Origin of the sequence: Bradyrhizobium sp. ERR14, from assembly GCF_014198235.1 — a bacterium.
Classification (GTDB): Bacteria; Pseudomonadota; Alphaproteobacteria; order Rhizobiales; family Xanthobacteraceae; genus Bradyrhizobium.
Genome location: NZ_JACIHD010000001.1, coordinates 801,168 through 813,812 on the forward strand (window position 1 = coordinate 801,168; position 12,645 = coordinate 813,812).

A 12,645-nucleotide genomic window follows, 5' to 3' on the forward strand; every position below is an offset into this window, starting at 1 on the left:
GTCATTTGTCGTTCCATGACAGACGCATCGACACTCCATGACGCCGCCGTGATCGGCGGTGGACCGGCCGGACTTGCCGCAGCGATCGCGCTGGCGCAGGCGGGTGCCCGGACCGCACTGGTGGCGCGGCGCATTCCCTATGCCGACAACCGCACCACCGCGCTGCTCGGCGCCTCCGTCGAACTGCTGGAGACGCTCGACGTCTGGTCCCGCTGCAAGGACAAGGCCGCCGCACTGGAGGTCATGCGCCTCGTCGACGACACCGGCCGGCTGTTCCGCGCGCCGGAGGTCCGGTTCTCCTGTCACGAAATCGCGCTCGACGCCTTCGGCTACAACATCGACAACCGCTCGCTGATGCTGGCGCTGGAAGCGCGTGCGGCTGAGCTGCCCAATCTCGTCCGTTTCGACGACGAGGCTGAAAGCGTCGTCATCGAAGCCGACGACGTCGCGGTCCGCACGGCCTCCGCGCAATTTCTCTCGGCCCGCCTGGTGGTCGGCGCCGACGGCCGGCATTCGCTGTGCCGGGAAGCTGCCGGCATCGCGGTGACGCGGCGCGAGCTGACGCAGACGGCGCTGACCTTCAACGTCGGTCACACGCGGCCGCATCGCAATGTCTCGACCGAGTTCCACACGCCGCATGGCCCTTGCGTGTTCGTGCCCCTGCCCGGCGACCGCTCCAGCATCGTCTGGGTCTCGGCGCCTGCGGAGGCCGAACGGCTCCGCGGCCTCAGCGATGCCGAGCTGTCGGCCGCGATCGAGAAGCAATCGCATTCGATCCTCGGGCGCATGACCGTCGAGCCCGGGCGCAACCTGTTCCCCCTCGCGATCGAACGTCCAAAATCCTTCGGCCGCGACCGCATTGCGCTGGTCGGCGAAGCAGCCCATGTGGTTCCGCCGATCGGTGCCCAGGGCCTCAATCTCGGCCTGCGCGATGCCGCCGACATTGCCAGGCTCGCGGGCGAGGTCATCGCAGCCGGCCAGGATCCCGGCTCGCCCGACCTGCTCAAGCGCTACGACCGCGCACGGCGTCCGGACGTTTTGAGCCGCACCTTTGCGATCGACATCGCCAACCGCTCGCTGCTCAACGATTTCCTGCCGCTCCAGCCGGTCCGCGCCGTGGGCATGCACCTGCTCGGCGCCATCGGCCCGCTCCGGCGATTTGCGATGCGCGAAGGCCTGACGCCGACCTGGCGAAGGTAGTTTCTCAGGCGCGATAGCGCGCGATGAATTGGATTAAGTTCGATCGAGCCGCGGGCTCGGTCCAACCTCTTCCGCTTGCGGGGGAGGTCGGCGCGAAGCGCCGGGTGGGGGCTCTCTCCTTTTAGGGATTTTCTCTGCAGACTTCAGACAATCCCCATGCGGAGATACCCCCTCCCCGACCCTCCCCCGCAAGCGCACCGTTCGTATCGCCAGCAGTTCTGGCTCTCACGGAAACACCAGCCGTCCGCTCTGAAGCAGCCACATCACGCTGGTCAGCGTGACCACGGATGCAAAGGTCCCGAGCAGCACCGCGACGGAGGCGGATTCGATCCAGGCATCGTTCTGCCGGGCGATGACGAACACGTTCAGCGCCGGCGGCAGCGAGGCCATCAGCACGGCGGTCGCAGCCCAGGGCTGCGCGAAGGGGCCGAACGCCAGCATCAGGCCGAACGCCGCCAGCGGATGGATCAGGAGCTTGACCGCGATCACGCCCGGCACTTCCCACGGCACCCGGTCGAACGGACGCAGCGCCACGGTCACGCCGAGCACGAACAGAGCGGTCGGAGCGGCGGCGTTCTGGAGGAAGGTGATGGTGCGGTCGAGCGCGACCGGCATCTCGATATGCAGCGCCGCGACCGCGGCACCGAAGCAGGCCGACATGATCAGCGGGTTGAGCACGATCTGCTTCAGCACGACGCCGAAGGCATGCACGATCGAGGGATGGTCGCGGTCGGAGAGCTCGATCAGGAGCGGCACGATCGTGAACAGGAAGATGCTGTCGCAGCAGAAGATCAGCGCGGTCGGCGCCGCAGCCTTGGTCCCGAGCACAGCGAGCGCCAGGCCAGGACCCATATAGCCGATATTGCCGTAGCCGCCGGAGAGACCTGCGAGCGTCGCCTCGCGCAATGTCAACCGTCCCAGAACCTTGCCGACCACCAGCGCCAGGGTGAATGCCGCAACCGTCGACAGCGTGGTCGCGACCAGGAACGGCGGGTTGTTCAATTCCGCAAACGGCGTCTTCGACATGATCGCAAACAGCAGCGCCGGCAGCGACACGTAGAGCAGGAAGAAGTTCATCCAGGCGAGGCCCGATTCCGGCAGGGACTTGGCCTTGCCGCAGGCAAAACCGACGAAGATCAAACCGAAATAAGGTAGCGCCAGATTGAGGATATCGACCATCGGTGAAGTATTTTCTGAAGACTTGGGGGCTATCTGCCCCTGAAGTGAACGTTAATTCCAGATGAGGCCACTAGCATCGGCCACAATCCTGGTCTATCGACGGGGAATGATTAAAGCGCGGACCGCCAAATTCCAGATCGGACAGGTCGTACGCCACCGGATCTTCTCGTTCCGGGGCGTGATCTTCGACATCGATCCGGAATTCAACAACACCGAGGAGTGGTGGCTGTCGATCCCCGAGGAGGTGCGGCCCCACAAGGACCAGCCGTTCTACCACCTGCTCGCGGAGAACGCGGAATCCGAATACGTCGCCTACGTGTCCGAGCAGAACCTGTTGCCGGACGAATCCGGCGAGCCGATCCGGCATTCGCAGGTGGCCGAGATCTTCATCAAGAACAAGGATGGCGGCTACCGCCCGCGCAATCCCTCGCTGAACTGAATTTCACTGGCAGACGGCTAGCAAAAAAGGCGCTCGTGAGAGCGCCTTTTTCATGTCCAGGACCCTGGTCCCGATTACTTCTGGCCGGCCGGAGCGGCCCCTGGGGCAGCACCACTCTGCTCTAGCTTCTTGCGCTGCTCATCAGCCTTCTTCTGAAGCTCTTCCTGGAGCTTCTTCTGATTTTCCTCGAACACCTTCGGATCGGTCGGCGGACCGTCATAGGCCTTCTGGAATTCGCCGGCGAGCGGCAGCGGCAGGGTCAGCGGCGCGCCGTTGGCGTTGATTGCCTGGACAACGAGATTCTGGCCCTTCTTCATGCTGTTGATGAGCTCGGGCGTCGCCTCGTAATCGGACATGCAGCCGTTCTGGAAGCAGATCACATAGGGCTGCTGCAGCGGCGCGTTGCTGTCGACGATGATGCGGGTGCCGTGCACGAGCTGCATGCCGAGCGGCAGCGTCACGCGCAGGATCTTCTTGGGCTCGCCTTCCGGCTCGATGATGACGGCGGCGATGACCGGCTGGCCCGATTCGATGCGGCCGTCCTTGCCGGTGAAGCAGACCTGCTTGGCGTTGGCGTCCTGGCCCTTCAGGCAGAACTTGGTCCAGGGGGCGTAGATCAGCTGGATCTGCTGATCCGCCGGCTGAGCCGCGCCCTGCTGCGCCGGAGCGCCTGCAGCGGGGGCCTGCTGGGCGGGGGCCTGAGCGGCCGGTGCCGGAGCCTTCGGGGCGGCCTTGGGAGGCGCTTTCGGGGCCGGAGTCGCCTTGGGCGCCCCCGGGGCCGGGGCCGGCGCCGGGGTCTGGGCCTCGGCGGCAAACGGAACGGCCAACGCCGTCGCCGTCAACAGGGCGAGAAGTCGCCCACGCGGCCGGACGGACGCGGCCAAGTAACGGAAATTCATTGCGGAAAACCCTTTCTGAACGGGAAGCGCCCGAACCGCTCCGAAGCGCCGAACCAAGCCGCCTTGGGCGCGGCTCTCTTCCCGTCAATTGAGGCAGATAAGTGACGGGCTCGGCGCTCTTGCGCGATTGCCCGCCTTCTTAACGTGGCCGACGAAAAGATCAATGCCGACAACCGTCTTTGGCCACATCCGCGGCTGCGCCCGGTGAAATTCCCTGTGATAGGATTCGAGGCTAGCCGGTCCTCGAATCAACGTGTGCCGATGTTCAAGTTCCAGCGCCTTTTCGAGGGCCCCGGTCTCCGCCTTTGCGTCCTTGGCTCTATGCTCGCGGTCGGGCTGTCCGCTGGCGGCGCGCGGGCCGAGGAAGCCCACGCCATCGCCATGCACGGCAAGCCGGCCATGCCGGCCGATTTCACCCACATACCCTATGCCAATCCCGATGCCCCCAAAGGCGGCCGCTTGACCTGGGGTGTTCTCGGAACCTTCGACAGCCTCAATCCCTTCATCGTGAGGGGATTGGCCGTGCAGCAGATACGGAGCTACGTGGTCGAGAGCCTGCTCGCGCGCGGCAATGACGAGCCGTTCACGCTCTATGGCCTGCTCGCCAGGAGCGTCGAAACCGACGACGAGCGAAGCTTCATCACGTTCCACCTCGATCCGCGCGCCCGTTTCTCCGACGGCAAGCAGGTCACGGCCGAAGACGTGCTGTTCTCCTGGCAGCTGCTGCGCGATCACGGCCGCCCCAACCACCGGCAGTACTACGCCAAAGTTGCCAAGGCCGAGGCGACCGATCCTCTCACCGTCCGCTTCGACCTCGCAGGCGCCAACGACCGCGAGCTGCCGCTGATCCTCGGCCTGATGCCGATCCTGTCGAAGCGAGCGGTCGATGTCGCGACCTTCGAGGAGACGACGCTGACGAGCCCGATTGGCTCCGGACCCTATCGCGTCACGGCCGTGAAGCCCGGCGCCAGCGTGACGCTGACGCGCAATCCCGACTATTGGGGCCGCGACCTTGCCATCAACCGCGGGCTCTACAATTTCGACGAGATCCGGCTCGACTATTTTCGCGAGGCCAACGGCCAGTTCGAAGCATTCAAGCGAGGCCTTTATGATTTCCGCGTCGAGCACGAGCCGCTGCGCTGGCACGACGGCTACGATTTTCCGGCCGCCAAAAGCGGCGAGGTGATCCGTGACACCGTCAAGCCGGGCCTGCCGCAACCCTCCGAATTCCTGGTGTTCAACACCCGCCGTCCGATCTTCTCCGACATCCGCGTGCGCCAGGCGCTGACGCTTCTGTTCGATTTCGAGCTGGTCAACCGCAACTACTTTTTCGGACTTTATTCGCGCGTTGCCGGCTATTTCGCCGGCTCGGACCTGTCGGCCTATGGCCGGCCTGCGGACGCGCGCGAGCGCGAGCTGCTCAAACCCTTCGCCGCGCAAATTCGGCCCGACATCATGGACGGCAGCTACCGTCTGCCGGTGACTGACGGATCGGGACGCGATCGCACCACGCTGCGCGCGGCGCTGAAGCTGCTGTCGGACGCCGGCTACGAGCTCGACGGCACGGTGCTGCGCAACCGCGCGACCAAGGCGCCCTTCACCTTCGAGATCCTGGTCACGACCCGCGATCAGGAACGCATCGCGCTCGCGTTCCAGCGCGACCTCAAGCGCGCCGGCATCGAGCCGAGCGTGCGAACGGTCGACCCCGTGCAGTTCGACCAGCGTCGGCTCGCTTACGAATTCGACATGATTCAGAACCGCTGGGACCAGTCGCTGTCGCCCGGCAACGAGCAATATTTCTATTGGGGCAGCGCTGCCGCGGACAATCCGGGGACGCGCAACTACATGGGCGCCAGGGATGGCGCGGTCGATGCCATGATCGCCGCCCTGCTCGAGGCCCGTGAACATACGGATTTCATCTCGTCGGTGCGGGCGCTCGACCGCGCCCTGATCGCGGGCTTCTACACAATCCCCCTGTTTAACGTATCCGAGCAATGGATCGCGCGCTGGAATCGGATAGAACGGCCCAAGGCCACCTCGCTCTCAGGCTATCTGCCGGAGACCTGGTGGTCGAAGGGGCAGCCGCAAGCTCATCAAGCAAAGTGACGCCGTGAACCAGCCAGCAATATCGCCGACGCTCGACACGTTGTTTCAGCGCACGCTGATGCGGCAGCCGCACGCGCCCGCCCTGCTCGACCCGCTCAACAAGGCCCGCGTGACCGGGCATCAGCCGCGGCGGATGACCTACGCCGAGGCAGACACGGCCATCGAGGCGCTGTCGGCCTATTTCGTCGAATCGGGCCTGCCGGCCAATTCCGTCATCGCCATCCAGCTGCCCAATACGGTCGAGTTCGTGCTGACGGTGCTCGCCGCCCATCGCGCCGGCCTCGTCGTCGCCGTGCTGCCGCTGCTCTGGCGGCACGCGGAACTCACCGCCGCGCTCAACCGCACCGCGGCGCGCGCGATCGTCACCATGAGCACGGTCGACGGCGTCAGCTATGCCGATCTGGCGATGCATGCGGCCGCCGAAGCCTTCTCGATCCGTCACGTCTGCGGCTTCGGCACCGATCTGCCCGAAGGCATGGCTTCGCTCGACGACGTGTTGGCCCGCCCGCCGGGCACCACGCGCGCCGTGATCCAGGACGGCCGCAAGGCGGCGATGATCTCCTTCGACGTCACCGCGGAAGGCTTTCGCCCGGTACCGCGACCGCATTTCAGCGTGATCGCCGGTGGCCTTGCGATGTCGCTGGAAGCCGACATCCGGCAGGGCGCGACCGTGATGGCGGCATTCACACCGATGTCGTTCGCAGGGCTCGCCTCCTCGCTCGCGGTGTGGCTGCTCTCCGGCGGCGCGCTGGCGCTGCATCATCCGTTCGAGAACGACGTGCTGGAGCAGCAGATCAACGAGCATGGATGCGAGGTGCTGATCGCGCCGGCGCAGCTTGCCTTGCGGCTCGGCGATGCCGACCTGGCGGCGCGGATGCCGACCTTGCGCAACGTCGTCGGCCTGTGGCGCGCGCCCGAGCAGGTGGCGGCGAGCGATGCCTGGATCGCGCCACATGCCCCGCTGACCGACGTCTACCTGTTCGGCGAGGCCGGGCTGTTCGGCGCCCGCCGCGGCGAGGACGGCATGCCCGTTGCGGTGATGCCCGGGCCGCATGGCGCTCCGCGCGAGCAATCCGGCTCGTCCATTGCCGGCGAGATCCTGCTGACGCCGAAGGGCACGCTCGGCCTGCGCGGCGCGATGGTGCCGATCGCGGCCTATGCCCCGCCGCAGCCGGTCGGCGACACGCTGATCGCGCAGCCGCCGCGAGACTATGTCGACACCGGCTATGCCGCCCGGCTCGACCGTCCGAGCGGCGCAATCTGCATCACCGCGCCCCCCTCCGGTATCATGGCCGTCGGCGGCTACCGCTTCCTCTCCAACGACCTCCAGGAATGGGCGCGCCGGCTCGGCCAGGGCGCCCTGCTCACCGCGCTGCCCGATCGGCTGTCCGGCCACCGGCTGGCCGGACGCGCCCAGGACAATACCCGGGCCCGCGAGGCGCTCAGCGAGCTCGGGCTTAACCCCCTGATGGTCGAAGCTTTTCGCGACCGTTCCGGGCCGGTCTAGCCGCAGTTTCGCCTGGTGCGTTGACGCTGCATTAAGGCGGCCAAACTAGATTGCGGGGCATCTGTCGCGTGATCAGAGTTTGCGAATGTCCCAGGCGGGCCCGATCCTGTTTGTGTCCAATGCCGAGCGGCCGCCCTTCATTGCGGCGCTGGACGAGGCCCGGCTCTTTCCCGTCGTCGACACCGACTGGGCCAGCGCAGCGCGCGCGGTCGAGCAGGTCCAGCCGGCCGCGGTTCTCGCCCAGATGTCCGGCGGTCACGAGCCGCATATTGCGCCGCTCGCCAAGAAGATCGCCGACCAGCCGCTTTACCTTCCCTTCGTGGCCCTCGATGCGATGGGCATGCTGCCTCACAACGCCCTGCCGTTCTCTTCGCGCGGCGGCAATTCCGACCGCCTCATCGCGCGGCTTCGCGCCGCTTTGCGCGTGCGCACCCTGCACGCCACGGTGCTGCGCCGGCTGCCGGAAGTGAAGGTCGCGCTGCCGGAGGGCGATCCGGCCCGCGATGCCACCGTGCTCCTGATCGGCCGCGGCTCGGCCTATCCCGCGCTCTCCGTCGCGCTCGGCGAACGCGCCGGCGTGGTCGGCGCGCTCTCGATCGAGGCCGCCGCGAAACACCTCAACACCCGCGACCTCGACGGCGTCGTGCTCGCCGAAGGTTTTACCGCGCGCGTCACCGACGCCTTTCTCACGGTGCTTGCCGAGGACACCCGCTTTCGCAGCCTGCCCGTCGTCGTCACCGCGCACCAGCTGACGCAGACTTACGACCTGCCCAATCTCGAGCTGATCCCGGGCGAGCCGGCGAAGGTCGCGGCCAATGCACTGCCCCTGATCCGCCAGCATGCGATGGAAGCACAATTGAGCCGCACGCTGCGCTCGATCGATGCCGGCGGCTGGCTCGATCCGCGCAGCGGCCTGCTGACGGTCGAAGCCTTCGCCCGCGATTTCGCCAAAGCGGTCGAGCAGACGCTGGCCCGCGGCGGCGGTCTCTCCGTCGCACGCTTCGCCTTCGACCCCGGCAATTCCCGCGCCCAGCTCGATGCTGCCCGCATCCTCAGCCGCCTGATGCGGCAGATGGATTTCGGCGCCGCGCAGAAGGACGGCTCGGTCATCGTCGTGTTCGCGGAAACCGACTTCCGCACCGCCCACATGATCGCCCGCCGCCTCTCGGCGGTGATGCGTCACACCTCCAACGGCAAGCACGAGATGCGCAGCGAGCCCGTCGTCAGCGTGGATTCGCTGTCGCCGTCGGATACGGCAAGGTCGTTGCTGGGGCGGCTGTCCGCGGATGCGTCGCGAGCGGCGTCGTAATTACAACCTCGCTGCCGTAGGGTGGGCAAAGCGAAGCGTGCCCACGGTATCCCTCGTCTTTGAAAGATGGTGGGCACGCTTCGCTTCGCCCACCCTACGATATCTCGCCCGATCCTCACGCCGCCTTCTTGCTCTCCGCGAGCTGCGCCAGCTGCCGCATGATCTCCGTCGTCCCCACGAGACGCTCTTCCGGCGTCTCCCAGTCCTGCAGGAACACCACCTTCATGTCGGGCCGCACCTTGGCGGCCTGGCCGTAGCTGCGGATGAACGACACCAGGCGGTCGGGATAGGCGAAGGAATTGTCGCGGAAGGCGATGACGGCGCCCTTCGGGCCGGCGTCGATCTTGCCGACATTGGCCCTTCGGCAGAACGCCTTGATCGCGGCGACCTTGAAGAGGTAGCGCACCTCGTCCGGCAGCACGCCGAAGCGATCGCGCATCTCCGCGCCAAAATTCTCGATCTCCTCCTCGGTGTCGAGATCGGCCAGACGCCGGTACAGTGACAGCCGCACCGAGAGATCGCCGACGTAATCCTCCGGGATGAGCACGGGCATGCCGATCGTGATCGACGGCGACCAGCGGTCGGCGGCGGGCTCGGAGACGCCGGCCTTGAGGTTGACGATCGCCTCCTCCAGCATCGACTGATAGAGCTCGAAGCCGACCTCCTTGATGTGGCCGGACTGCTCCTCGCCGAGCAGATTGCCGGCGCCGCGAATGTCGAGATCGTGCGAGGCGAGCTGGAAGCCTGCCCCCAGCGTCTCCAGCGATTGCAGCACCGTGAGCCGGCGCTCGGCCTGCGCCGTGATCTTCTGCTGCGCCGGCAGTGTGAACAGCGCATAGGCGCGCAGCTTGGAGCGGCCGACGCGGCCGCGCAGCTGATAGAGCTGGGCTAGACCGAACATGTCGGCACGGTGGACGATCAGCGTGTTGGCGTTGGGAATGTCGAGGCCGGACTCGACGATCGTGGTGGACAGCAGGATGTCGAACTTGCCGTCGTAGAACGCGGTCATGATGTCTTCAATCACCGCGGGCGGCATCTGGCCGTGCGCGACCGCGACCTTCATCTCCGGCACGTTCTTGTCGAGGAAATCCTTGACCTCGGCGAGGTCGTCGATGCGCGGCACCACGTAGAATGCCTGGCCGCCGCGATAGCGCTCGCGCAGCAGCGCCTCGCGGATCATCAGCGGATCATGCGGGGCGACGAAGGTGCGCACCGCGAGACGATCGACCGGGGGCGAGGCAATGATCGAGAGCTCGCGCACGCCGGTCAGCGCCAGCTGCAGCGTGCGCGGGATCGGAGTTGCCGACAGCGTCAGCACGTGCACCTCGGAGCGCAGCGCCTTCAGTCGCTCCTTGTGAGTGACGCCAAAATGCTGCTCCTCGTCGACGATGACGAGGCCGAGGTCGCGGAACTTGATCGCCTTGCCGAGCAACGCGTGGGTGCCGACGACAATGTCGACCGAACCGTCGGCGATGCCCTTCTTGACCAGATTGAGCTCCTTGGTCGCGACCAGGCGCGAGGCCTGCGCAACGTTGACCGGAAATCCCTTGAAGCGCTCGGTGAAGGTCTTTGCGTGCTGGCGCGCCAGCAGCGTGGTCGGGACCACGACGGCGACCTGCTTGCCTTCGAGGGCCACGGCAAAGGCCGCGCGGAGCGCGACCTCGGTCTTGCCGAAGCCGACGTCGCCGCAGATCAGCCGGTCCATGGGACGGCCGAGTTCGAGATCCTTCAGCGTGGATTCGATCGCGCCTAGCTGGTCCTCGGTCTCGTCATAGGGGAAGCGCGCGCAAAACTCGTCATAGAGGCCCTGCTGCACCGGCAGCTTGGGCGCTTCGTGCAGATGGCGCGCGGCGGCGATCTTGATCAATTCGCCCGCGATCTCGCGGATGCGGTTCTTGAGCTTGGCCTTGCGGGTCTGCCAGCCACCGCCACCGAGGCGATCGAGCTCGACCGTGGTCTGGTCCGAGCCGTAGCGTGACAATAGCTCGATGTTCTCGACCGGCAGGAACAGTTTTGTTTCGGCGGCATAATGCAGCTCGAGACAGTCATGCGGCGCACCCGCGACATCGAGGGTCTGGAGGCCGATGAAACGGCCGATGCCGTGATCGACGTGGACGACGATGTCGCCCGCGGCAAGGCTCGTCACCTCCGAGATGAAATTGTCGAGCTTGCGGCTGGCCTTGCGCGGCCGCACCAGGCGGTCGCCAAGGATGTCCTGCTCGCTGATGAGCGCGATCTCGTCGGTCTCGAAGCCGCTTTCGAGGCCGAGCACGGCGAGCATGGTCTCGTTGCGCGGGGTCGCCTGCACCGTCCGCCAGCTGTTGACGCTGGTGGTGTGGGCCAACTTGTGGTCGCGCAACATCGAATTCATGCGGTCGCGCGAGCCTTCGCTCCAGAGCGCGATCACGACCTTCTTGCGCTGGGCGTGCAGCGCCATGACATGGCTGACCACGGATTCGAATACGTTGACCGTCGTGTCGTTGCGCTCCGGCGCGAAATCGCGGCCCTTGCGGGCACCGGCGTCGACGACACTGGTCCCGTCAGCCGGAACCGAGAACTGCGTCAGCCGCAGCAGCGGCATGTCGCTCTCGCGCTTGGTCCATTCCTCGCCGGTCAGATAAAGCCGGTCTGGCGGCAGCGGCTTGTAAATGGCGCCGCCGCCGGGATGCTCCATGGCGTCGCGGCGGGCCTCGTAATAGTCCTGGATCTGCTTGAAGCGCTCGCGGACGGCGTCCTCGGCCTGCGGCTCGATCGCGATGGGCGCGCCTTGCAGATAGTCGAACAGCGTGTCCATCCGATCCTGGAACAGCGGCAGCCAGTGCTCCATGCCGGGATGGCGGCGGCCCTCGCTGACAGCCTCATACAGCGCATCGTCGCGCTCGGGCGCGCCGAACTCGGCGACATAGCCCATGCGGAATCGGCGGATGGTGTCGGTGACGAGCTGGAATTCCGAGATCGGCACCAGGTCGAGCGAGCGCATGTCGAGCAGCGTGCGCTGGGTCTCGGCGTCGAAGGAGCGGATCGATTCCAGGCTGTCGCCGAAGAAATCGAAGCGGACGGGCTGATCGAGGCCGGCCGGAAACAGATCGAGGATGCCGCCGCGCACGGCGTATTCGCCGGGCTCGCGCACGGTCGAGGAACGGTTGTAGCCGTTGTGCTCGAGCCAGGCGACGATAGTGTCCATCGGCACCACGTTGCCGGGCGCAACCGACAGCGCCTGCGCCGCAACGAGCTCGCGCGCGGGCACGCGCTGCACCACCGCGTTCACCGTGGTCAGCACGATCAGCGGCTTGTCACTGCCGGTGAGCGAGGCCAGCCGTGCCAGCGTGGTCAGGCGTTGTGCCAAGATGCCGCCATGCGGCGAGACGCGGTCATAGGGCTGGCAGTCCCAGGCCGGGAAAGTCAGCACCGGCAGATCGGGAGCGAAGAACTGCAGCGCGCGTTCGAGCTGCTGCATGCGCGGACCGTCGCGGCAGACCACGGCAAGGCTGACGGCCGGCTTCTTCGGCCGCGCCGCGATGGCGCGGGCGAGATCGGAGACGACAAGGCCTTCGGCGCCTTCCGCGACATTGGCGAGCGTCAGCACACGGCCGGGCGCAAGCAGCTCGGCCGGAGATTTCATTCCCTGCTTCATGCGTCGCGGTCCGCGATCGGATAGGCCTTGATGCGGGCAAACAGCGCGCCGGTGACATCGGCCGGCAGCACCTTGTCACCGGTGATGGCGGCATAGAGATCGGGATCGTTGACCTCGAGCAGCGTCTCGAGCTGATCGAGCTCGGCGTCGGACAGATTGCCGATCTCGGCATCCGCGAAGCGGCCGAGGATCAGGTCCATCTCGCGCGTGCCGCGGTGCCAGCAGCGGAACAAAAGCCGCTTGCGGCGGTCGTCCAGCCCGCTGCTCGATCGTGTCGTTCCCGTCATGTCTCAAATCCAGTCAAACGCAGAAAGCCCGGACGTGCCGGGCGGGGCTGATATAGCCATTCGAGGTGGCCGTGTCAGCCCTCGA

Annotated in this window: 9 protein-coding genes; 5 read left to right on the forward strand and 4 right to left on the reverse strand. The window is 66.4% G+C overall.

Features of this window, described 5'->3' with window-relative positions:
- The first annotated feature begins 15 nt into the window (after positions 1-15).
- Positions 16-1,200 carry a UbiH/UbiF family hydroxylase gene (locus GGD62_RS03970; protein ID WP_018317975.1) on the forward strand — a complete coding sequence of 395 codons (1,185 nt, stop codon included), beginning with the start codon at positions 16-18 and terminating at the stop codon, positions 1,198-1,200.
- 225 nt (positions 1,201-1,425) lie between these two features.
- On the opposite strand, the gene GGD62_RS03975 is transcribed toward GGD62_RS03970, so the two are convergent.
- Positions 1,426-2,379: an AEC family transporter gene (locus GGD62_RS03975; protein ID WP_018317974.1), complete on the reverse strand. Its 954-nt coding sequence runs from the start codon at positions 2,377-2,379 to the stop codon at positions 1,426-1,428.
- Between the two features lie 106 nt (positions 2,380-2,485).
- Here GGD62_RS03975 and hspQ point away from each other — a divergent pair, with 106 nt between their 5' ends.
- Positions 2,486-2,818: a heat shock protein HspQ gene (gene hspQ, locus GGD62_RS03980; protein ID WP_018317973.1), complete on the forward strand. Its 333-nt coding sequence runs from the start codon at positions 2,486-2,488 to the stop codon at positions 2,816-2,818.
- Between the two features lie 74 nt (positions 2,819-2,892).
- Here hspQ and GGD62_RS03985 read toward each other — a convergent pair whose 3' ends face one another.
- A complete protein-coding gene (locus GGD62_RS03985) occupies positions 2,893-3,717 on the reverse strand; it encodes an invasion associated locus B family protein (protein ID WP_183707162.1) in 825 nt (274 codons plus the stop codon).
- Positions 3,718-3,978: 261 nt separating this feature from the next.
- Between GGD62_RS03985 and GGD62_RS03990 the strand changes: the two genes are divergently transcribed.
- The 3 genes from GGD62_RS03990 (at position 3,979) to GGD62_RS04000 (ending at position 8,639) form a co-directional block, all read left to right on the forward strand.
- Positions 3,979-5,823: an extracellular solute-binding protein gene (locus tag GGD62_RS03990; protein ID WP_183707599.1), complete on the forward strand. Its 1,845-nt coding sequence runs from the start codon at positions 3,979-3,981 to the stop codon at positions 5,821-5,823.
- Between the two features lie 4 nt (positions 5,824-5,827).
- Positions 5,828-7,330: a class I adenylate-forming enzyme family protein gene (locus tag GGD62_RS03995; protein ID WP_183234321.1), complete on the forward strand. Its 1,503-nt coding sequence runs from the start codon at positions 5,828-5,830 to the stop codon at positions 7,328-7,330.
- Positions 7,331-7,415: 85 nt separating this feature from the next.
- Entirely contained in the window at positions 7,416-8,639 is a 1,224-nt protein-coding gene (locus tag GGD62_RS04000) for a GGDEF domain-containing protein (RefSeq protein WP_179736666.1), read from the forward strand.
- A 115-nt stretch (positions 8,640-8,754) separates the two neighbouring features.
- Here the strand turns inward: GGD62_RS04000 and mfd are convergent, their stop codons facing one another.
- Positions 8,755-12,273: a transcription-repair coupling factor gene (mfd, locus tag GGD62_RS04005; RefSeq protein ID WP_183707164.1), complete on the reverse strand. Its 3,519-nt coding sequence runs from the start codon at positions 12,271-12,273 to the stop codon at positions 8,755-8,757.
- On the reverse strand, positions 12,270-12,560 hold the full coding sequence (locus tag GGD62_RS04010) for a succinate dehydrogenase assembly factor 2 (protein ID WP_179736662.1): 291 nt from the start codon (positions 12,558-12,560) through the stop codon (positions 12,270-12,272). Before GGD62_RS04010 ends, mfd begins: the two co-directional genes overlap by 4 nt.
- Positions 12,561-12,645: the final 85 nt, after the last annotated feature.

Excerpts from the sequence above, each read along its gene's own strand:
- GGD62_RS03970 (WP_018317975.1), top strand. The coding sequence starts at position 16 with ATGACAGACGCATCGACACTCCATGACGCCGCCGTGATCGGCGGTGGA.
- GGD62_RS03975 (WP_018317974.1), bottom strand. The coding sequence starts at position 2,379 with ATGGTCGATATCCTCAATCTGGCGCTACCTTATTTCGGTTTGATCTTC.
- hspQ (WP_018317973.1), top strand. The coding sequence starts at position 2,486 with ATGATTAAAGCGCGGACCGCCAAATTCCAGATCGGACAGGTCGTACGC.
- GGD62_RS03985 (WP_183707162.1), bottom strand. The coding sequence starts at position 3,717 with ATGAATTTCCGTTACTTGGCCGCGTCCGTCCGGCCGCGTGGGCGACTT.
- GGD62_RS03990 (WP_183707599.1), top strand. The coding sequence starts at position 3,979 with ATGTTCAAGTTCCAGCGCCTTTTCGAGGGCCCCGGTCTCCGCCTTTGC.
- GGD62_RS04000 (WP_179736666.1), top strand. The coding sequence starts at position 7,416 with ATGTCCCAGGCGGGCCCGATCCTGTTTGTGTCCAATGCCGAGCGGCCG.
- mfd (WP_183707164.1), bottom strand. The coding sequence starts at position 12,273 with ATGAAGCAGGGAATGAAATCTCCGGCCGAGCTGCTTGCGCCCGGCCGT.
- GGD62_RS04010 (WP_179736662.1), bottom strand. The coding sequence starts at position 12,560 with ATGACGGGAACGACACGATCGAGCAGCGGGCTGGACGACCGCCGCAAG.